At 62.9% G+C, this 20512-nt stretch carries 22 protein-coding genes; 8 read left to right on the forward strand and 14 right to left on the reverse strand.

The genetic code is table 11. From position 1 onward, the window contains the following. Nucleotides 1-81 precede the first annotated feature (81 nt). Both istA (SALA_RS02085) and istB (SALA_RS02090) read left to right on the forward strand, forming a co-directional pair. A complete protein-coding gene (gene istA / locus SALA_RS02085; protein WP_084764789.1) occupies nt 82-1602 on the forward strand; it encodes an IS21 family transposase in 1521 nt (506 codons plus the stop codon). After that, on the forward strand, nt 1592-2359 hold the full coding sequence (istB, locus tag SALA_RS02090; protein WP_011540730.1) for an IS21-like element helper ATPase IstB: 768 nt from the start codon (nt 1592-1594) through the stop codon (nt 2357-2359). Before istA (SALA_RS02085) ends, istB (SALA_RS02090) begins: the two co-directional genes overlap by 11 nt. Nucleotides 2360-2455: 96 nt before the next feature. On the opposite strand, the gene SALA_RS17050 is transcribed toward istB (SALA_RS02090), so the two are convergent. Both SALA_RS17050 and SALA_RS02095 read right to left on the reverse strand, forming a co-directional pair. Continuing rightward, a complete protein-coding gene (locus SALA_RS17050; protein ID WP_153802614.1) occupies nt 2456-2629 on the reverse strand; it encodes a hypothetical protein in 174 nt (57 codons plus the stop codon). Then, on the reverse strand, nt 2619-2951 hold the full coding sequence (locus SALA_RS02095) for a hypothetical protein (RefSeq protein WP_041382992.1): 333 nt from the start codon (nt 2949-2951) through the stop codon (nt 2619-2621). Before SALA_RS02095 ends, SALA_RS17050 begins: the two co-directional genes overlap by 11 nt. 440 nt (nt 2952-3391) lie before the next feature. Here SALA_RS02095 and SALA_RS02100 point away from each other — a divergent pair, with 440 nt between their 5' ends. Next, the gene (locus SALA_RS02100) at nt 3392-3586 is read left to right on the forward strand and encodes a hypothetical protein (RefSeq protein WP_041383570.1); all 195 of its coding nucleotides are present in this window, start codon (nt 3392-3394) and stop codon (nt 3584-3586) included. 102 nt (nt 3587-3688) lie between these two features. Here SALA_RS02100 and SALA_RS02105 read toward each other — a convergent pair whose 3' ends face one another. After that, nucleotides 3689-3925 (reverse strand): hypothetical protein, encoded by a 237-nt coding sequence (locus tag SALA_RS02105; RefSeq protein ID WP_041382994.1) that lies wholly within the window; start codon nt 3923-3925, stop codon nt 3689-3691. A gap of 323 nt (nt 3926-4248) precedes the next feature. Between SALA_RS02105 and SALA_RS17435 the strand changes: the two genes are divergently transcribed. Next, the gene (locus tag SALA_RS17435) at nt 4249-4479 is read left to right on the forward strand and encodes a DUF6437 family protein (RefSeq protein ID WP_236672126.1); all 231 of its coding nucleotides are present in this window, start codon (nt 4249-4251) and stop codon (nt 4477-4479) included. 116 nt (nt 4480-4595) lie between these two features. On the opposite strand, the gene SALA_RS02115 is transcribed toward SALA_RS17435, so the two are convergent. The 7 genes from SALA_RS02115 to SALA_RS02145 all read right to left on the reverse strand — a co-directional run bounded on the left by SALA_RS02115 (nt 4596) and on the right by SALA_RS02145 (nt 11100). Continuing rightward, the gene (locus SALA_RS02115; RefSeq protein ID WP_041382996.1) at nt 4596-4985 is read right to left on the reverse strand and encodes a single-stranded DNA-binding protein; all 390 of its coding nucleotides are present in this window, start codon (nt 4983-4985) and stop codon (nt 4596-4598) included. A 304-nt stretch (nt 4986-5289) separates the two neighbouring features. Further along, nucleotides 5290-5718: a DUF6915 family protein gene (locus SALA_RS02120; protein WP_011540735.1), complete on the reverse strand. Its 429-nt coding sequence runs from the start codon at nt 5716-5718 to the stop codon at nt 5290-5292. A 10-nt stretch (nt 5719-5728) separates the two neighbouring features. Further along, nucleotides 5729-6190, reverse strand: a complete 462-nt coding sequence (locus SALA_RS02125; protein WP_011540736.1) for a DUF6878 family protein — start codon at nt 6188-6190, stop codon at nt 5729-5731. A gap of 122 nt (nt 6191-6312) precedes the next feature. Then, nucleotides 6313-7266: a DUF2493 domain-containing protein gene (locus SALA_RS02130; RefSeq protein WP_011540737.1), complete on the reverse strand. Its 954-nt coding sequence runs from the start codon at nt 7264-7266 to the stop codon at nt 6313-6315. A 302-nt stretch (nt 7267-7568) separates the two neighbouring features. Beyond that, nucleotides 7569-7991 carry a hypothetical protein gene (locus tag SALA_RS02135; RefSeq protein ID WP_011540738.1) on the reverse strand — a complete coding sequence of 141 codons (423 nt, stop codon included), beginning with the start codon at nt 7989-7991 and terminating at the stop codon, nt 7569-7571. A gap of 11 nt (nt 7992-8002) precedes the next feature. Beyond that, nucleotides 8003-8944, reverse strand: a complete 942-nt coding sequence (locus SALA_RS02140; protein WP_011540739.1) for an ArdC family protein — start codon at nt 8942-8944, stop codon at nt 8003-8005. Between the two features lie 167 nt (nt 8945-9111). Beyond that, nucleotides 9112-11100: a ParB/RepB/Spo0J family partition protein gene (locus SALA_RS02145; RefSeq protein WP_011540740.1), complete on the reverse strand. Its 1989-nt coding sequence runs from the start codon at nt 11098-11100 to the stop codon at nt 9112-9114. 424 nt (nt 11101-11524) lie between these two features. Between SALA_RS02145 and SALA_RS02150 the strand changes: the two genes are divergently transcribed. Genes SALA_RS02150 through SALA_RS02160 form a run of 3 tightly spaced genes read left to right on the forward strand, consistent with a single transcriptional unit; the run spans nt 11525 to nt 16030 of the window. Then, complete coding sequence (locus tag SALA_RS02150) at nt 11525-12175, forward strand: hypothetical protein (protein ID WP_041383571.1); 651 nt, start codon at nt 11525-11527, stop codon at nt 12173-12175. After that, nucleotides 12172-14100 (forward strand): hypothetical protein, encoded by a 1929-nt coding sequence (locus SALA_RS02155; RefSeq protein WP_011540742.1) that lies wholly within the window; start codon nt 12172-12174, stop codon nt 14098-14100. The genes SALA_RS02150 and SALA_RS02155 overlap by 4 nt, the downstream gene beginning before the upstream one ends. 22 nt (nt 14101-14122) lie before the next feature. Next, on the forward strand, nt 14123-16030 hold the full coding sequence (locus tag SALA_RS02160) for a hypothetical protein (protein WP_041383572.1): 1908 nt from the start codon (nt 14123-14125) through the stop codon (nt 16028-16030). A 453-nt stretch (nt 16031-16483) separates the two neighbouring features. On the opposite strand, the gene istB (SALA_RS02165) is transcribed toward SALA_RS02160, so the two are convergent. Both istB (SALA_RS02165) and istA (SALA_RS02170) read right to left on the reverse strand, forming a co-directional pair. Beyond that, on the reverse strand, nt 16484-17212 hold the full coding sequence (istB, locus tag SALA_RS02165; RefSeq protein ID WP_011540744.1) for an IS21-like element helper ATPase IstB: 729 nt from the start codon (nt 17210-17212) through the stop codon (nt 16484-16486). Next, nucleotides 17199-18713 (reverse strand): IS21 family transposase, encoded by a 1515-nt coding sequence (istA, locus tag SALA_RS02170; protein ID WP_011540745.1) that lies wholly within the window; start codon nt 18711-18713, stop codon nt 17199-17201. Before istA (SALA_RS02170) ends, istB (SALA_RS02165) begins: the two co-directional genes overlap by 14 nt. Nucleotides 18714-18837: 124 nt before the next feature. On the opposite strand from istA (SALA_RS02170), the gene SALA_RS02175 reads away from it, so the two are divergent. Further along, complete coding sequence (locus SALA_RS02175; protein WP_407635775.1) at nt 18838-19299, forward strand: DUF6933 domain-containing protein; 462 nt, start codon at nt 18838-18840, stop codon at nt 19297-19299. A 65-nt stretch (nt 19300-19364) separates the two neighbouring features. Here SALA_RS02175 and SALA_RS02180 read toward each other — a convergent pair whose 3' ends face one another. After that, complete coding sequence (locus SALA_RS02180; protein WP_011540747.1) at nt 19365-20099, reverse strand: RES family NAD+ phosphorylase; 735 nt, start codon at nt 20097-20099, stop codon at nt 19365-19367. Beyond that, nucleotides 20096-20509 (reverse strand): MbcA/ParS/Xre antitoxin family protein, encoded by a 414-nt coding sequence (locus SALA_RS02185; protein ID WP_011540748.1) that lies wholly within the window; start codon nt 20507-20509, stop codon nt 20096-20098. Before SALA_RS02185 ends, SALA_RS02180 begins: the two co-directional genes overlap by 4 nt. Nucleotides 20510-20512: the final 3 nt, after the last annotated feature.

Consider the following 20512-nt stretch of genomic DNA (forward strand, 5'->3'; position numbering starts at 1 on the left):
AGGGGCAGAAATTTTCACTGAGAATTGACCCATGTTTTCCTCGCCCCCGGCAGGCAGTCGGGAGGCATCGGAGTGATCGACATGGACCTACTCAGTGTGATCCGCCGGTGGCATTTCCGCCAAGGCATGGCCATTCGTGAGATCAAGCGGCGGACCGGCTTATCACGCAACACGATCCGCAAATATCTGCGAGCAGACGCGGTAGAGCCGGTGTTTAAGGTTCCCGACCGGCCGAGCAAGCTGGACCCGTTTTCCGAGAAGCTGACAGGTTGGCTGCGCGTGGAGTCGGGCAAATCGCGCAAACAGAAACGTACGGCCAAGCAGCTTTACGCTGATCTCGTCACTTTGGGCTATGACGGCTCGTATGCTCGCGTGGCGGCCTTTGCCCGCGATTGGAAGCGCGACCGCCAGTATGAGCAGCAAACCAGCGGACGCGGGACCTTCGTGCCGCTGGTTTTCCAGCCTGGCGAAGCCTTCCAGTTCGATTGGAGCGAGGATTACGCCGTGCTGGGTGGCAAGCAGGTCAAGCTGCAGGTGGCCCATACCAAGCTATCACACAGCCGGGCCTACATCGTTCGGGCCTATCTGTTGCAGACGCATGAGATGCTGTTCGACGCCCTGACGCAGGCATTCCGAGTGCTGGGCGGCATTCCCCAACGCGGGATCTTTGATAATATGAAGACGGCGGTCGACAAGATCGGCCGTGGTAAGGCGCGCCAAGTCAACGCCCGGTTCGCCGCCCTGGCCAGCCATTATCTATTCGAAACAGACTTCTGCAATCCAGCATCGGGCTGGGAAAAGGGACAGGTCGAGAAGAACGTTCAGGATGCCCGTCACCGTCTGTGGCAGCCCATGCCCAGCTTCCCAGATCTTGCAGCTCTCAATGCCTGGCTTGAGGAACAATGTGTCGCGCAGTGGGCAGAAATCCAGCACGGCACATTACCTGGCACCATCGCCGATGTGCACGCCGAAGAGGTAATCAGCTTGATGCCCATGGGGAGGCCCTTCGATGGCTTCGTCGAGCAGACCAAGCGCGTGTCGCCCACCTGCCTAATCGCCTTCGAGCGCAACCGTTACAGTGTGCCAGCCTCCTTTGCCAATCGGCCCGTCAGCCTGAGAGTTTACCCCGAGCGGCTTGTCATCGTCGCGGAAGGACAAGTCTTGTGCGAACACGAGCGGATCATTGACCGGTCCCATCAGAAGCCGGGACGCACGATCTATGACTGGCGCCACTATCTGGCTGTCGTTCAGCGCAAGCCCGGCGCCCTGCGCAATGGTGCGCCATTCCTTGAGATGCCCGAGGCATTCCGCCAGTTGCAGACCCAACTGCTCAAGCGGCTCGGCGGTGACAAGGAGATGGTTGAGATCCTATCTCTTGTTTTGCACCATGATGAGCAGTCCGTTTTATGCGCAGTCGAGTTGGCTCTTGAGGACGGTGTGCCAACTAAAACTCATGTGCTCAACGTGCTGCACCGCCTGATTGACGGCAAGGCGCCACCGGCACCAACGATCGATGCCCCGCAGGCCCTGCGCCTTAGCACGGAGCCCAAAGCCGATGTAGGCCGCTACGACACGCTGAGGGAGCTGCGTCATGCGTCATGACCCCGCCAGCGCCGCGGTCGTCGTGATGCTGCGCGGCCTCAAGATGTATGGTATGGCTCAGGCCGTCGGCGACATGATCGAGCAAGGCGCCCCTGCCTTCGAGGCGGCCGTGCCGGTACTGTCCCAGTTGCTCAAAGCTGAGATGGCCGAGCGCGAGGTCCGCTCAATCGCCTATCAGATCAAGGCTGCCCGCTTCCCTGCCTACAAGGATCTGGCCGGCTTCGACTTCGCCGCCAGCGAGATCAATGAGGCCTTGGTGCGTCAGCTCTACCGCGGTGACTTCATGGATAGCGCCGACAATGTGGTGCTGATCGGCGGGCCCGGCACCGGCAAAAGCCACATCGCCACCGCCCTTGGCGTCCAAGCGGTCGAGCACCACCGTAGAAAAGTTCGCTTCTTCGCCACCGTCGATCTGGTCAATGCGCTGGAACAGGAAAAGGCGGCTAACAAGGCAGGCCAACTGGCCGAGCGGCTGCTCAAGCTCGACCTCATAATATTGGACGAGTTGGGATATCTCCCGTTCAGCCCGTCAGGCGGTGCCCTGCTGTTCCATCTGCTCAGTAAGCTGTATGAACGCACCAGCGTGGTGATCACCACCAACCTGAGCTTCAGCGAGTGGGCCAGCATCTTCGGCGATGCCAAGATGACGACCGCTTTACTGGATCGCCTGACCCACCATTGCCACATTCTCGAGACCGGCAATGACAGCTTCCGCTTCAGGGCCAGTTCCACCGCGCCCAAATCCAGAAAGGGGTAATGCCAACACTTGACGATGCCCGCTAAGGGCAACACTTAACCCATACCCACCCGGGTCAGTTCTCGATGAAAATCCCGGGTCAGTTCTCAGCGCAAATCAACACAGGTAGACTTCATGATCGGTGAGGCCTGCCGAAATGGTCCACCAGGAGGTCCATGAGATCACGAGCGCGGCAATGATCAGTGGGCCCTTGAGACCCGCCGCGAACATGAAGCTGAAGTGTCCGAGCAGCTGGCTGCCGCGGGTGAAATTGACAAGGTTACGCTTCATCGGAACCTCCCTCACCGGTAGCGGCGGAAAGGCCGAGCTCCTTGCATTTGCGCGCGTAAGCCTGGTGCGCCCGACCGCGCAGCGCGTGGTCGGGGTGCCCTGCCAGCAGCGCATCTACACCCACCATGAGGAACACCGAGCGGCGGGAAATACGTTCAATGGATGCGTCGAGCCGAGAGGCAAGCTCGTCCTCGGTGCAGGCATTGGCGAGCAAGGCGCGAACCCACTCACTCATGCTGATCCCCTTGGCCTTGGCAGCCTTGCGGATCAGCGAGCTGAGCTCGCTGGAGATATAAACCTGGAGACAGATTGGCCGTGTCATGCACGGACTCCTTGTGGTCAGGAGCCCGGTTCACACTGCGAAAGGCAAGATCGAAGCTAAGTCAGATTCAAGAACATGTCAAGAACATCAAGAGATGCGGAATTCCGCCATTCCCGGCATGGCTTTGGTCAAATCCACGTAACTCCCCTCGCCTCCGTCACTTTTGACGGAGAAGCTGCCATTTCGCAGAATTCGATCCATGCATCTGTAATTTCGTGCTTTTCCGCTAACTATCCCAGCGATTTGTCGCGTACGGTGTGCTCAACCGTCCCTAACTGCGAGGACAGGAACCAGCTATTGAGCCTGTAACGGATGATGTGGTTTGCAAACCCCATTCTCTGGGACGCTTGGCAGTTTGCTGACCCTCGGATCGCGATAGGCACAGACGGGATCGATGCCTATGATGGGGGCATTTAATGAGGGCAGCAGGGAGGCGCGGCATGGGCCAGGTCACATTGAGTGCGACACCGAAGGGCAACGGCTTCCAGGCGACAGTCACTTACCCGAACGGGGTTTCGATCAGTTCTTCCGAGGCTTTCCCGACGCAGGCAGAGGCAATCGAGGCCGCGGCATTGAAGGTCCTGGATATGCCGGAGCGGCTCACCGATCTCGACCGTTCCGATACCCCCGACTGACGCTTGCGACCCGCCTTCACGTTCCGGCTGAGTGATGCTGAAACGGTCTGCGAGCAAAAGGAAAGGAGGAAGCCCTGACGGACTTCCTCCCAAACCGGCGGATCAGAATTCATCGCTGAGACGGCCCGCCACGGTGTCGATGACACGGTCCAGCATGGCCTTGGGCAAGGCACCGTAATCTCCTTCATCGACCGCGATGTATCCTGCCTCGTCATCGGTCAGGACGTACTGCGTGAAGTAGCTGTGAAAGGACCGGGCATGGGCCTGATCCAGGGCTGCAACGAAGGCTGCCTGATCGGCGGCGGGACCAGCAGCGGCAATGTTCAGTGAAGCGTACATGATCTTTCCTCCTGATGTTTGATGCGTCGCATCAGGAGCTGCGAAGGATGTGGGTGACGGGCTGGGTCAGGGACCGCGATAGCGGCCGCGAAGCGGCGATGGGGGCAACGATTTTTGCCGGGCTTGCCCGGTAAAAATGGTGGGGCCCCGTCGTCCTTGACGCAGCCCCAAAGCCCGCATCAGACTTGGTCTTTCTGCGAGAGAGACCTCTCCAACGCCTGCGCAGAAGCGCGACGCCTGCCCCACAAACCATTTTCCTACATGCCCCCGCAGTGCCAAGATCGGGAGCGGAGGGGACCAACGGCCAGCAAGAAGGAAACACTATGGCCAGGTCCAAACCTACTGCACGCGATGCGCTGAGGAAGCTGCGTGAACAGCGTGCCCAACTCGAGAACGAGGAGGCTCGTCTCCGCGAAGAGGCAGCGACCGAACTCGGAAAGCTGCTGATCGAGTGCGGCGCGGAGACGATCGAACCAGCGCAGTTGCGCCAGATCGTTCGCGCATCGATGGCCCTCGGGATCGAGGAAACGCTGAAGCGGATTGCTCCCGCGTAAAGCCCAACCTGGCGGCGGCAAGGGGTTCGATGCCCCGCGCCGCCGCATCGCTGGCGTACAAAAGAAAAGGCCCCAATGGCGTCAGCCACCGGGGCCTTGTCGCGGAGTGAGGACATTCAGTCCTCGTCGATATCGGGTGCTCCCTCGTTGCCGCCCGAACGGCCCTTGGTGAGGAAGTCGACCTTGTCGGCGATGATCTCGCAGCCGTAGCGCTTGGCGCCGCTCTGATCCTCCCACTGCGTGTAGTGGATGCGGCCTTCGACCGTCACGAGCTGGCCCTTGGTGCAATACTTGGCGACGTTCTGGCTCAGGCCGTTGAAGCAGGTGATCCGGTGGAATTCGCTGTCCTTGGCGGTGTAGCCGTTTTTGTCCTTGTAGGTCTTGCCATCCTTGCGGGCGGGCCGATCGGTCACGACCGAGATCGAGGTGATGCTGGTTCCACCCTGGGTGGTGCGGGTTTCGGGGTCGCGAGCGATACGGCCAACGAGGATAACGAGATTGGTCATGGGCTTTCTCCTGATCGAGCATTCCGGGTCCATCCCGGCTGCAAAACCCGAGCAGAAGCGCCCCATGGCGAAGCGCACCGAAGGGGAACCCGGAACTGGGCCGGGTGGTGCGGGCAGCCGGGCACAGCCCGGCAACTCGGCCGGACCTGATCCGGGTTGCGCGTCTCGACGGGGGGTGATTCAGGGACAGGTTTGCATCGAAGCCGGGTGGAGCTGGATGCCTTGAACAGGTTTGCCCTGCCTCGGTTCCCTCCGTTCTTGGCCGAATCATTCCCCCGCCAGCCCTCCACCGGAGAACCCCTTCCTAGATCACGGTACGGACCTCTCCTCCAGCAGGTGGCCTGGTCCTGGACGCAACTGCTTCGCCGGGGACAGGCATATCGATCGTCACCCCTTCAGCGCCGTCCAGAGGGTTGCCTCGCAGCATCCAGGCCTGCGGCGTGATCAAGCGCGCCCAGTCCGCAAAGGAGGGGATCGACCCCAGGTCTTCGCGTACGTGCTGTTCGCCGACCAGACGCACCGGAACGACCCGGCCATCAGCATTGACGAGGGTCTCGCCGAACAAGGTTTCGAGCATGAATATCCCCTCGGCATGGTGCCGCAGCGCGCGGTGCCGAGGGTCTGCCAGGATTGCCTTGGACTGGTCGAACCACTGGTGCAGCGGGAGATAGTCATCGACCCTGCCGCCCCATTTCCGGACCGACGAGAGGGCGTGGTAATAGCAATGGGCCATGCCAAGTCTCCTAGAGCTCGGTCGAGTGATCATCGGTAGCGATGAAGCGCAGGCTGCAGTCGAGCACGAAGGTCGCTTCAGCCACATCGATCACCAGTTCGCCGCAGGCACCGTCGTTGATCTCCCAGCCAGGATGGTGACGTTCGAGCGCCAGATAGGTCAGCTGCTCGAGAGCTTGGCCGAGTGAGTGCAGCTCCGCGGAACCGTCACCATCCGAGTTGCCTGCTTCGTCTTCCAGAATGGTGACATCGGGGCACGCGATCGCGGCACCAGCGGCATCGAGGCACGCGCATTCCTCAACAGCACCGCTGTCGCCGCAGCCGTCAAAGCGGATCTCGACGCGGGCGATTCCGGCTTCCTGCAAGCGCGGGAGAATGACGGTCTTGAGCTGCTGAATCTCTTCGACTACCTGGGCCTGCCGCTGGGCCTGACGAACGGCAAAGTCGGCCATCACGGCCTCGATATCGATCATGGAATACCTCCTGTAGAAAGGAGCCAACGACCATTCGCTGGCTCCAACCGACAGGCGCACGCCTTTCCTCTGATGGGCGACGCCAGCGCCGATCCGGCGCTGGCGCGAAGACCGACAGGGCCTTAGTCGGTCCTGGCCGAAGTGTTCTTCGGATTGGTACCGAGGGGCCCGCGGCGATCGACCACGGTGATCCGCCGGGCCTTGGCTTCGATGACCAGACGTTCGAGCACGCCATTGCCCGGAAAGGCGATGACATAGCGCGGATCGAGGGAGAGCATCCGCTCGTTGCGCTTGAAGCCGGCACGGGCGCCCAGCCGCATGTCGAGCGAGAACGTGACCTGCGGGATGCCGCGACGTTCAGCCCAGCTCGAAGCCAGACGGTCGACGCCCTTGGTGTCGCCGCCATGGATCAAGACCATATCCGGCACGCGGTCGCGGACCTTGTCGAGCGTGGCCCAAACATTGTTGCCGAAGGTCAGCGCATCGTCTTCGGTAGCATGACGGGTGCGCCCTCCGGCGAACACGACCGGGGTTCCTTCGGGCACGGCCGCACGGCGTTTGGCCTCGGCGCGGGCGCGCAGGAAGTCGCGACCTTCGACGAGCGCCGAGGTCAGCATTGCACTGTGATTGAAGCGAGAACTGGAGACTGGCTTCCAGGAGGAACCGAACTCGTTGAGGTATAGGCCTGCTGCGACTTCACGCATCTCTTCGAGTGCCAGCATAGCGCTTTCTGCGCATTGCGCCCGCTCAACCTGGGTCTCAAGGTCATGGGTGTGGACCTCGGATCCATCGGCCGTAGCAATCAGCGCGCGGACCTCGTCGGTCGCCCGGTCAAGGGCAGTCGATTTGCGTTCCGCCGAGCGGTGAAAGATGTTGACGAAGGCCCAGCCAAGATCCTCGGCGTCGGCTTCAAGAGCGGTCCCGGACACCATGGCGAAAAGATCGGACCAGACCGCTTCGAGGGTTTGGACGACCGCCTCCCGGACTGGGAAATCGCTTGTCGATACGGGAGCCGGTCCAATCGAGAAACCGGCGAGATCGAGCCCGGCGAGTTGATCGGCGAATGACGTGTGCATAGGGTATCCTCCTGACTGACGTAAGGCCGACGCACCCGTTCATGGCTGCGCCAGCGAGAGCCCGTCAGGGCCAGCATTCAGGCAGGATTGCGCACCCGCGAGGGGGAACCCGGCTTGGCGGGCTGGCGCGGGCAGGCCTTGGGCCCCAAGGGCCAAGGCCAACACGGGCCCGCCCAAGCCGGGTTGCGCAAGGCTGGCGGCTGGCCCAGGGCCTCTCTCGCATGGCGACAGACCATGACCGGCCGACAAAGCTCGGTCAGGGATGGCAACCCAAAGCTCCGGGCGTGACCAACTCGCGGAGCTCAAGCTGCGCGCTTGGTGTAGACCCCCTCGCCATTCGACATGTGCCCGAGGCAATCGAAGTCGCCGAACAAGGCATCGAAGCGGGATGCGATCTGGGACAGCCAGCGCCTTGCCCGCGGTGAACGAGCCGTGCGCCAATCGGCGTCCCAATAGGGCCCGTCATCGCGTTCGACGATCCAGACGGCCACCAGCCCGCCATAGACCGATACGCCGAAATCCGCATAGGCATTGCGCATGAGGATCCGGTCTTCCCGGCCGCGCCAGCCGTCATGCGGGATCAGGGACGGGAAAGCATTGGCGGCCCGCTCGCGCAAGTCCTCGCGCAGCCATTCATACTCGAATTCCCAATCGTCGTCGCTTTCAACGTCGAGCACCGTAAAGGCGACAATTGCGCCGCTGGGATAGCTGACTGATCGGCCCATGGCATCCTCCCTCAGGCCGCCAGCGCAGCGTCGTCGGACGCATCGTCAGACTGCTCGGGAATGATCTTCCCGCCGAGCTTCAGCAGCAGGCTCGCAGCTTCTTCGGCCTTGGCCGCAGCGGTCAGGATGGCGCGGTCGTCGTCCTTCAGAAGCTTGAGCCAGTGCTCGATATAGCTCGCGTGGCTGTCGAGATGCGTGACCGGCAGCCCCAGCTCAGCACCCAGCATGGCACTGGAGAGTTCGGCGACCAGTTCTTCGGCGGCGTAGGCGGAAGTGCCGAAGCGGTTCTTGAGATCGCGGCCCAGGCGGCTGGCATGGCCGGTCCAGTGCGACAGCTCGTGGGCGAGCGTGGCATAGTAGTGATCGAACCCGCCAAACAGGCTGACCGGCGGCATCGTGACGCGATCCGCAGTCGGTTCATAATAGGCTTCGCAGCCCTGATGACGCAAATTGACTGGGATGGCAGCGAAGAAGGCGTCGAGCTCGGCCTCGCGCCCTTCAGGCTCGACCAGTTCGAGCGTTGCGGCCGGATGGAAGCGCTCGGGCAGACCTTCGACCTGATCGGCATTGAAGACCGGATAGGCCTTCAGCACCCGGCGGGCTTCGTCGGTCTTTTCGCCGGTATCGGGGGCTTCCACCTCCTTGGTGTAGCTCTTGTAGAATATCGCGATGGTCGACTTCTCGCCCTTGCGGACCTGGGCTCCGAGCGATTGTGCCTGGTTGTAGGTCATCCAGAACGGCGAGGCGTAGCCGCACATGTCAGCGACCATCCACAGCCAGAACACGTTCATACCGCGGTACGGGATCCCGCAGGCCCGCAAGGGGCGGGAGACCGGGACACCGCGCCACGGCTTGATCCACGGCTTCGTGCCTGCTTCCAGACGGGCGATGATTTCCTGGGTGATGCGGGTGGCGGGCGACAAGCCGCCGCTCTGTCCCTTGCGATAGGCCATGATGGGTCTCCTGATTGAGGCATCCGGACAGTCGGCGACGGGCTCGCCGGTCAGTGCCACAAGGTCTCGAGCCCCCTCCGCTCTCCTTCCAAAAAGGAAGCGGCCCTCCGGCGTAAGCCGAAGGACCGCTTCTCGAGGTGCGAGTGACCGAGCCTGTCAGGAGGAGGTCAGGCGGCCAACTCGCGGGGGGACTGATCTTCGGTATCGTCACCGGGGTCAGCGTCGGTCGCGTCGATCTCGGCTTCGCCAGCCTCCGGGGCAGCGGAGGCAAACCGCAGGACCTCAGGCACCCAGGCCAGGGCCTTCTCGCGTACTTCGACCTCGGTGATGTAAGTGCCGGCGAAGACGCGTTCGGCACTCATCGCGAGGTCACCCTTCTTGACCGAGGCAAAGCGGGAGGAGAGCTCGAGACCGCCGACGTCGGTCAGCGCGTCGAGGATCACCTGCTTCGATACCCGATCGAAGTAATTGGCCGCCGTCGGACGCCACCACTGCGCCATGTCGATGCCGATCAGGCTGCCGAGATGATCCTGGAATGGCAGCTGACGCTCACCTTCCATGTTGAGGCTGGCCTCGAGCGACCGGGCAACGACATGGCCCAGCCACGCGGCGCGGCTGTCATCGGACAGCGCCCGAAACAGGTCGAAGCGGGACGTTGCATTGGCACCGGCGCGCCAGCTTTCGTCGAGACCGGACCTGAGCTCGGCAAGCGCGCTGCTCGCTGGCGCATCCTTGGCTTCGAAGCCGATGATCGGGCCTGCCGGAACAGGCGCGCGCAGCGTGGTCGAAGGGCGCGCCCGCCAATCGTGGGTATCGGAATCGGCGAGGGTGAAGACCATGATGTCGAGCGCCAGCCCGGGATCGGACGCAACGTGAAGTGCCAGAATATCGCGACGCTGCATCGCGAGTTCGTCGACCAGACGTTTCGACAAAGTCGTCCGGCGCCTGTCCGAACCTTCATCGCCGGCAACGACTTCGATCCCATCGTCAGCTTCCGCGGGATCAGCCTGACGCTCGCCGTAGAACACCGGTTGGAGAACCGGCGTCCCATCACGCGAGAGCACCAGGATCATCCCTGCCTCGGCCTTGAGCTCGGGCGCGATGACGGGCGGGCGGGCGCGAATGTCCTGACACTCGCGTTCGATCGCCTCGATTGCCGCTTCGGCCGCTGCCACAGCCTCCTCGGCGCTGTCCTCATCTTCGAGGATAGCCGCATGTTCGTCATAGGAGGCATCGAGTTCGTCGAGCCTTGCCAATTCGGCTTCGGTCATCGGCGCCGGGTCGGCAGGAAGCCGGACCAGCCCTTCGACCAGATCGTGGCTGGCGTAGGGATCAAGCGTTGGCTTCACCCAGGCAAGACCCTGCTCGGTGGCGAGGGCTTTGGCCTGCTCTTCCATCTCTGCCGCCGCTAGGCTTTCGAGCAGCGCAACATCGACCCAGGATTCGCTGTCGTCGTTGTCGAACAGCTCACGCTCGATCCGGCCGCCCGCGGCAATGTAGGCATCGCGGCCAACGAGACGGGCGCGCGGATCGCTGCCCCGGACTGTGCCGGAGAGGACCATGCGCCGGATGCTGTCGGGATTGGGTGCGTAGTAGGCCGAGGAAACCTGCTCGAACACCCGGGCCTGGATGTCCTGGTCCGAGGTCGCGCCGAAGGCCTTGGCGATATCGAGGGTGATTTCCCCGGAGGCCAGTGCCTCAAACACCACAGGCGCAAGGTTCGCGAGACGCAGCCGGCCATCAACGAAGCGAACGGTCAGACCGAAGCGGCGCGCGACGTCCTCGACGGTCGCACCGCCTGCCACGAGCGCGGCAAAGGCCTGGGCTTCGTCGGCCGGGTTCATGGCGAGGCGGTGAAAGTTCTCCGCAAGGCTGGTCTCGACCGCGACCTCAGCGCTGTCTTCGAGCACGAGGCAGGTGACTTCGTGATCGCGGGCAAGGATCTTTTCGTCTGCAAGCGCGAGCATTGCGCGCCGACGCCTCTCACCGGCTTCGACCTCGAACTTGGCCTTGGCGGTGGGCCTCACGATGAGGTTCTGTAGCAGGCCACAGGCTGCGATGCTTGCCTTGAGCTCGGCGTCTGATGCCGGGTCACTGTGACGGCGAACATTGCGGGGAGACTGGACGAGCTTGTTCAGCGGGATCGACTTGATCATGGGACACACTCCTGATTGTGAGCCCGGTGCATCGACCTTCGACGCCCAACTGGCTCAATCAAGGCAAAGCCCACTCCCCTCTCATGCGTTCGCAGCGAATATCCCGACAGGCACGGTAATGATCGATCACGATGGCTGGGACTAAGCGACCGTTCCGCAGCGAAATGTCGAATGGCAGGTCTACTCAAAGGCCGGTGTCCGACCGGGATCGCAGAGCGTCGGATATTGGGCCGATCAAGGACTGGCAGCCCCCAAGCAAACCTAGGCGTCATCGCGGCGACGATGGCGACACGACTATTCCCTGCAAGAAACGGGTCTTCTTCACATTTGAACGATTTGGGGTTTTCAATTGCATTCATGGGTTACATCATCTTCATCATGGTGACGGGCTGTCCGGGGTAGACAAGAACAGGGGCCTCTTGTGGTGTCTGAAGTATCTGGGGCGTCGGACCGGCAGAGTGCGGTAAGGTTGCTCGCATGTATTGATGCTGCGGGGGCTACGGCAGACGCAGACCAGTGGGGCGAGGATGTCGTTGCTACGCTGCACGCGCAGTCGCGGCTGCAAGCGCTCGACTTCTGGATGCGCAATCCGGACTATCTTGCAAATGAGCTTCTTACCGTCTTCGAGGAAACGGGCGACGCATCGCTCATCCATTTGGCCGAACGAATATTCGATGATCGCGAGCCCGATCTCCGGCGTCTGCCGATGATCCGCTATCATTTCGGGGCCTTCGAGCCGCTCGACAATGCGCTGTCGATCCTGGTCGCGGCAGGTCTTTTGAAGATCAGGCGGCAAGGGTCGCCAGGCCAGGTCCGCGAGCATATCTATCTGCTGACGATCAAGGGGCGCGAGGCAATGGCGTCGCTGGCCGAGGCCGCGCCGGAACTGGCCTGGTATCGCGACCGAGCGGCGATCGTCACGCGCGTTGCCGGCGACAAGGGCGGCAAGGCTCTCAAGGATCGGCAATATCTCCAGGCTGAATATGCCGGGACGGAACTCAACCATATCATCGCGCCGATCACCGAGCGCGTGCGCAAAAGGCTGGACGCCATATTGGAAAGGGCCGGACGATGACGGCAAGCTGGCTCGAAATGGTGGCGGAAAAGGCGGGCATGAGCCCGGCCGAAGCCGAGATAGCGCTTCGCAGACGGGGCATTACGGCGGACCGTCCGATGCGCCCGGCGCGGACGCTCACCATCACAGCCATCGCGTTCAAGGGCGAGAAGGGCGGCAAGGCGCAGGGTGCGATCGATTTCTGCTGGGAGGGCTTGAGGCCGGGCATCTGGGCGATCACCAGCGAGAAGAATTTTGCCGGCAAGTCGAGCATCATCGAGATCATCCTGTGGTGCCTGCGCGGCACGCCCAAGGATCTGCAGGGCGATGTCCGCAAATGGCTGAGCTGGGTTGCCCTAGACTTTCTGGTCGATGCGCAGCCCTATCGGATCGAGTTCACCGTCGATGCCGGTGTTCCAACCGGTACACTGATGCTTATCCGACCAAGTGGCGCGCCAACCATCGTCGATCACTTTTCGTCGGACGAGGGTTTTGCGGCCGGCATGTCGCAGTTCATGATGAACACGCTCGACCTCGATCCCATTCCCGCGATGCAGGGCAAGGACGGCGACAAGATGGCGGTCGAACATGGCTGGACGGCGTTGTCGGGCGGGCTCTATTTCGGCGGCGACCACAAATTGCTTCTCGGTGACGTACAGATGGGTGGCCTGCCCGCGCGTATGCTGCAGATGTATGTGGGGCTCCCCTGGGCGCTGACGGTCATGCAGGCGCGCACCGTCAAGAAGGAGGTCGAGCAGGAACAGGACCAGGGCAACAAGGCCGCGGCGCGCGCGGCGGAGGAAGCCGCCAAGGCACGAACGCGCCTCGAGGCCGATCTCGCGGCGGCGCAGAAGACCCTGGCAGGGCTGAGTTCGACACAGGCAACGGCAAAAGAGCTTGAGCGACTGGCAGGTGAAGTGGCCCGGCTTTCCCCGATCGCGATCGACCAGGCGAAACGCCACGCTACAGCGCAAGCCGAGCTCAAGGCGCTGCGGGAGTTGGCCGATACCGATGAGCGGGCCCTGCGCAATTTGCGCGAGAATATCGTCGCTGAGCAGTTCTTCAATGGACTGGAGCCGGTCTGCTGCCCGCGCTGCGAGGCGAAGGTGTCGGGCGAGCGCATCAAGCGGGAGAGCGTCGATCTCAACTGCTCGCTTTGCGCCGAGCACATCCCGGTCGAAACCATGGAGGGGGTGAGCGAGACCATCGAGGCCGGCGAAAGGCGGGCACAAGCCTCGAGGGCCGCCGTGGAGCGGGCCGTCGCCCACGAATCTGCGCTGCGCCGGCTTGCCGAAGATGCGAGCAAGGCGGTCGATGCAGCGCGCGCAGCGCTGGAGAAAGCGGCGACGGGGATAACCTTCCAGCAGCGGCGGGAGGCAGAGCTAGCCGTTGCGCGGCTCGAGGGAGCGCTCAAGGAGCGCAAGATCGACGGGGTGGCTCCGACGCCCTCTCCTGATCTTGCGCTCGTGCGGGCTGCCACCAAAGAAGCCGAGACCGCCTATGACCAGAGCCGCGGCGACATATTGCAACGGCTGAGCGAGGAGATCCTCACATTGGGGCAGCGCCTCGGCGTCAGAATGCTCGAGGGCGTCAAACTAGGATCGAACGCGACGCTGGCCCTTACCAAAGGCGGCGAAAGCACCAGCTTCAGCAAGGTCACTGCGGGCGAACGATTGCGGTTGCGGCTCGCGACGGCGGTTGCCTTGTTGCGCGTCGCCCAAGAGCGCGGCCTTGGGCGCCATCCGGGGCTCCTGATCATCGACTCGCCGGGCGCCGAGGAGGTCAGCGATATCGATCTGGCCGCGCTGCTGGGGGAATTGCAGACGATCGCGAAGGAGACGCCGGGCCTCCAGATCCTCGTAGCGAGCGCCAATCCGCCGGCGATCGTCAGTCAGCTCGGCGAGGACCGGTGCCGGATTGCGGAGAAGGATGCATATCTGTGGTGATCGCGCACGCGAGCGTCGCGGCGTGACGGTCATCGACGCGATATCCAGATGCCTCGCGCAAGGAGAGGTCGTGACGCTGGAGCGAATTGGCGGCGCCAATCGCCTCGCATTGGAGCGGGATGCACTGTTGCAGGCCCCCTTCCTCGACGTGCTAGTGACGATGACGGTTACGGCGCCCGAGACCGACCAGGCCATACTCGATTCCTTGTTGACCGATGGCTTCGCAGCAGCGCCCTCGCCCACGGTCCTACGCGACGCGGCCCATCTGCTGATCGAGGCCCCGCATCTGCGGGACCGTCTCGGACGGACGCTGACACCGATCCTACTTGATAAGGTCGCCGATCGATCCGATCCCCGGACCGACTTGATGGCGGCCTATGCCCTCGAAGCGCTTTTCCGCCTCGCGCTAGCCGACGCCATGAATCGCCACCGGCTGCTCGCGCTTCTCACGGAAATTGACGGGACGCCGAGCGAACTGTTCGCAGCTCATGCGGCAAAGCTCCTCGGCGCAGCCTTCACGCAATGGGGCGGTAGCGATCTCATCGCGGCGCTCGAACGCCTGCTCCCTTCAGCTGAGGCCGAAGCCGCGTTCGAGCTCGGCCTGATCACGCTGGGCGATGGCCTCGCGCAGGCGTCCATGCCCGACATTCTCGGTCGCCTCGAAGCGGCACAGTTGCGGTTCAGGCAAGCCGCCCGGGCCGACGAGGACCGCGCCGATGCAGTCGCCTATGACGCGATCATCGACATTATCCGCGGCTTTTGGAACGAGGCAGGCGCAGCCGATCTGCATGCATCGCTCTCGCGACTGGAGCGAGCCATCACCGACCGACAGGCTCTGCTGCGGGCAGCATCCCTGCCTCCTTGGCTCGCGCCGCGGGCGGATCGCGAGATCGCCTGGGTCGGACTGGCTCGGGGCGCGCGGCGGGCGGTCGACGATCTCTCGCGTCCCAGCTGGCTGAACGCCGCCGCGACGCTAAACGCGTTGCTGGCGATCTATGACGCGGAGCGAACCGTGAAGGCAGGCCCTGGCCTGTCGCTGCTTATTCGACCGCGTATCGAGGCGGCATTTGTCCGCGAGCGCGGGCTAGCGGAACATCTCGACCGGTTGCTGCGTGAACCCGACCTCTTTGGGATAGATGCTTGCCTTGCGACACAACTTCGGACTGGTGTGCAGCGACGCAGCGAGGAGACAGAAGCTTCGCGAAAAGCTGAGGAGAACGCTTCGTATCCGCTGCTGACGAGCGTTCTCCATGGTCTCCCGGGGGCAGACCAACTGCCCCAGATCACCGCTGCTGCGCTCGAATCTGCTCTCGGTCGACAGGCAAATCAGGCGGAGCAGTTCACCAATCCTGTCATCAATCAGCTCTTCCGCGAGCTCACCGAAGCGGTCGCGTCGTGCACAGACTACCACGGGGAGACGAAGGATGGATTTGACGCCTTGCTGGCGCAGATCCTTATGTTCTGTGCAGACCGCCAAGATGCCGGCCGCAAGCAACTAGGCCCACGAACCGATTATCTGCGAGCGGATGACGCGAAGGAGGGCGACCTTCAGTCTGACTTGAGGGAGTTCATCAAGGGCAACATCACCACTGCGGAGGTACTGACCGAAGTGGAGGGCATCGCGACCGGCCGCAGCGATATCTATGTCGGGTTCGGAGGTGTGCGGTTCATCTCAGAGCTCAAGCGCCATTTTGGCGCTGTCGATCGTGAAGTGGCCAGGTCCTATTTCGGGCAGGCTGGCGCCTATCAGGCGACCAATGTGCGTCTCGGCTTCCTTGGCATCCTCGAACTCGTGGGCCGTCCGGGCCCACCCCCGACGATCGCCGAATGCCTCTGGCATACGGACTATATTCCGGAAGGATCCACGCTGGCGCGGCACATCATCGTGTTCCGAGTACCCGGCATGCTTAAGACGCCATCATCCCTGTGACGGTACCGCGAGCGTCGCGTTCCAAAGCTATCTAACTATGATCGGACCGATAGAATGGCCGCACTCCCAGCCATTCCCACGCCCGCTGCGACGGGGATGAGCGAATGAACGGTTGCGACAGAAGCAATCATTGCCCCTTCGTTCGACAAACGACGTTTTCTGGTCGGTCTTTGCCATTTTAGCGGCGAAGCCGGCAGCTTCGGTGGACGCGCTGGACGCCGAACACTATCCTTCGCCGCGATGTTCCACCTGCACTGCACCAAGAAGTTGCTTGATCGGATTAAACCTGTCAATCGGCGTTCAATCGGGACCCCCTATCGGCGCGCAAAAGGGACCCCCTTGCTGAGATGGTGGGTGGTTGATGCTGGGCGCGGTTTTCGCGCTGCTGGCGGCGTAGGGAGGGCGTAGCCCGACCGGAGGCGTCAGCAGCGCGAAGGCGGTTTTCTGGCTGGGTCAGCTGCGGTTTTTGAAGCGCCAGCTGTCGTTGCCTGTCTCGACGATATCGCAATGGTGGGTGATGCGGTCGAGCAGCGCGGTGGTCATCTTGGGATCGCCGAACACGGTGGGCCACTCGCCGAAGGCCAGGTTGGTGGTGATGATGACCGAGGTCTGCTCGTAGAGCTTGCTGATCAGGTGGAACAAGAGCTGCCCGCCGGATCGGGCGAACGGCAGATAGCCCAGCTCATCAAGCACCACGAGGTCGAGCCTGCCGAGCTGGGCGGCGATGGAGCCGGCCTTGCCGATGCGGGCTTCTTCCTCGAGCCTGGTGACGAGATCGACCGTGTTGAAGTAGCGCCCGCGGGCCCCGGCACGCACGACGCTGGCGGTGATCGCAGTGGCCAGATGGGTCTTGCCGGTCCCTGTGCCGCCGATGAGCACGATGTTGCGGCGACCGGGCAGGAACGAACCTGTGTGCAGGGAGCGCACCAGCTCTTCGTTGATCGGGGTGCCCTCGAACGCGAAGGCGTCGAGGTCCTTGATTACCGGCAGCTTGGCTGCGGTCATGCGGTAACGGATCGAGGCGGCATGACGATGCGCGGCTTCGGCGCGCAACAGATCGGTCAGGATCTCGTGGGTCGTGCGCTTGCGCTGCAACCCGGTGGTGACCGCCTCGTCGAAGGCTCCTGCCATGCCCTTGAGGCCGAGCGAGCGCATCGCCTCGATCATCTCATGCCGCTGCATGGAGGCCTCGCACCGTATCGTAGCGCGCGCAGTCCGCGATCGGCGGGTGGCTGAGCTTGAGATCGGCGACCACATCCAGGGGGCGCTCGGATGGCGGGTCCCGGTATCGGGCCAGGATGTTGAGGATGACCTCGTCGCTGACAGCACCGCTATCAAGCGCCTCCCGGATCGCGGCCTCGACCGCTTCCAAGCCATCGGTCATTACCGATGCCAGCACGCGCACGAAGCGGCGGTCGGCGTCATCACCGCCGCCCAGCTTGCGCCGCAACCGCGTCAGTGCCGGTGGCAGGTCCCACCCCTGGAAGGGTGCGCCGTTCCGCAAGGCCCCAGGCTTGTGCGCCAGCACTGGCAGGTAATGCCAGGGATTATAGATCGTCCGGTCGCGGCCGAAGTGCCGGGCATGCTCGGCGATTACCTCGTCGCCTAGGCGCACGACGATGCGGTCGGCATAGGCGCGGACCTGAACGGCCCGCCGCGCCGCCTTGGCCATGACCGAGTAGCGGTTACGGTCGAAGCTGATCAGGCACGTGCCGGTCACGGCATGGGTGGTCTCGTGGAAGCCGTCGAAGGGCGCCAGCATCGGCTGCAGGGCTGGCCGCTCGAGCTCCAGCGCCTCGGCGACGGTCAGCTCCTTCTGCTCGGGATGGGCGTGCGTTGCGGCCCAGCGCAGGCACTCAGCCTCCAGCCACCCGTTGAGCTCCTCGATGCTGGCAAAGCGCAGGCGAGGCTGGAAGAAGCGGCCCCGGATGGTCTGCACCTGGTGTTCAACCTGACCCTTCTCCCATCCCGCCGCCGGCGAGCAGGCCGTGGGCTCGACCATGTAATGATCGGCCATGACCAGAAAGCGGCGGTTGAACACCCGCTCCTTGCCGACGAACACGGTGGTGACCGCGGTCTTCATGTTATCGTAGATGCCGCGCAGGGGAACGCCGCCGAAGAAGGCAAAGCCGCGCGCATGGGCGTCGAACACCATCTCCTGCGTCTCGCGCGGATAGGCCCTGACGTAGACCGCGCGCGACGCGCACAACCGCATCTGCGCCACCTTCACCCGCATCGGCTTGCCCGCGATCTCCACATCCTCGTGGCTCCAGTCGAACTGGTAGGCCTCGCCTGGCTTGAACATGAGCGGGATGAACGCGGGCGCCCCATCACCCGCATCCTTGCGCCTCGCTTCCGTCCAGCGCCGGGCGTAGCGCCGGACCGCGTCGTAGGATCCCTCAAAGCCCTCACGGCACAACAGATCATGGATCCGGGTCATGCGCAGCCGGTCACGCCGGTGCCGAGCCTCGTTCTCCATCAACAGCGTATCGAGCCGCTCTTGGAACGGCCCAAGCCGGGGCAGTGGTTGAACCGTGCGGCGATAATCGAACGCGCCTTCCGGCGCCCGGATCGCCTTGCGAACCACCTTGCGCGACAGCCGCAGATCGCGCGCAATCGCCTTGATCGCCTTCCCGCTCGCGTGCTCCCGCCGTATCCGAACAACCGTCTCCACCACCAACATCCCGATCTCACCACCTGGAAAACCAGGCAGCCTGCTACACCATCAGAATGAGGGGTCCCTTTTAGACGCCGATCACCCCGCTAACGGGGTCCCTTTTGCACGCCGGTCCACAATTAAACCGGAAATCGTTGCCCCGAGGCAAAGCGACACTGCACTCGGCAATTGGTATGCCACGGTCATGTTCTGGAAACCGCAGGTGGCTTTGCTGGTTTCTGAGCGCACGCTGCTTCCCGTGCTTATGCCGCTGGCCCCGGCGGCCACGCTTGCTCGAAGATTCCCCACACAATTGGCCCTGGTTCTGAAGGACCACGGCGTCCCGAGCGAATTCATCGCTGAGGAAGTCTGGCAGATGGACAAGGTCCAATATGCAAAGACCGCGAACCGGAGCGTCGTGGGCATCCTCAATGAGTTCGTTAAGCAGGCCGAATTCTGGCTGGCTGCCTATGCCTATGAGAAGGGTGATGATGACGACCTCTTGGCGATTTCCGCCAAGTTAGCGGAGACACCATGTAGCCCGCTGTACAAGGGGCCGGTCTCGCCGGACAAAGCCCTTCATGAACTCGTGAAGGCTGGTTCGCAGGCATGAGCCTGCTGGCCGTCCACTGCGCTCGGAGATCCTACAGCACTTGTCTGGAAACCCAGCTCGTTCGGTCAGGCGGGATCGGGCGGCAAATCGACAATCCGGAAGACAGCGCCCGATCCCGCATCACGGACCAGATCAACCCGCGCGCCATCCCAGTGATAGTCGAGGTGCCGCCCCTGGAGCGGATTTGATGCGCAGTCCGGGTAGAAGAGCGCGACGCATTCCCCGCCGGGGTGCCTGATGCTCGGGTAGGCAATCCCGTTCGATCCCGCGCCCCTGAGGTGCCGCGCGAGCGCTTGAGATGCAGCGTAGCTGTCAGGATCGAGCGCCGAATCCGGCTTCCCCACCAGAGTTCGGAGATCATGTAAGTCTACATCGACCGACATGATGATTTCGCGGAACTGCGAGGTCCATCCCGGCTCTTCCCGGGTTCGGGCCATGAAGCGGGCGTGATGGTAAATCGTCTCGAACAGTGCGGTTTCAAAACGGTCCCCAACATAGAGCACGCCGTAGCTGCCATCGGTAAAGCGGCTCGGTCGATCGGTGCTAACGTGGGTAAATGGTGCCATGAGGTAGGAGGCACCATTGCCGCCGACGCGGCGGTCAACCGGAACGAGGTCGAGGTTACCAATAGTCGCCATGATGCGAGGATTGGTCTTTTGCTCGGCCGAAATCAGCAGCGGCCAGTCCGCGGGATCGGCGATGTCCTCGAACAGGTCGATCGGCGGAAAGGCGCTGCGGATGATCCTGACAGCGCCCTTCCACTCAACTCTAGAAACGGGGATTTCTGCTGTTTCGCTCACCAGCCACCGCGCTCGGCGTCGAGGTAGCGACGCACCCGCATGATGTCGGTAAGCTCGCCTCCCAGCATCACTTCGAGCGCACTGGCTCCGCCAAACGCTTCATTCGCTGCCTTGATCCAAGTGTACCCGCGGGTCGCCTCCGAGAAGATGATGCGAAGCGCCTTGTGGATCCCCATGAGGTTGGAAAGACGCGCGCGCGCATCACGCGAGATGCGCCCCGGGCCTTCTGCCTTCCAGCGCCGATAGGATCGAACCGGCATGTCGAGCAGGGTTGCCGCCTGCTCGTCGGTCAGTTCCCATTTGCCGAACAGATTGAGGACTGCCCGGAACATGGCAGCTGCCTCATCCTGGGTAATCGGATCGGGACGGAAGGCGGTAACGGCAGTATCAACGGGTTGCAGAGCCAGCATGGC

Origin of the sequence: Sphingopyxis alaskensis RB2256, from assembly GCF_000013985.1 — a bacterium.
In the GTDB taxonomy this organism is placed as follows: domain Bacteria; phylum Pseudomonadota; class Alphaproteobacteria; order Sphingomonadales; family Sphingomonadaceae; genus Sphingopyxis; species Sphingopyxis alaskensis.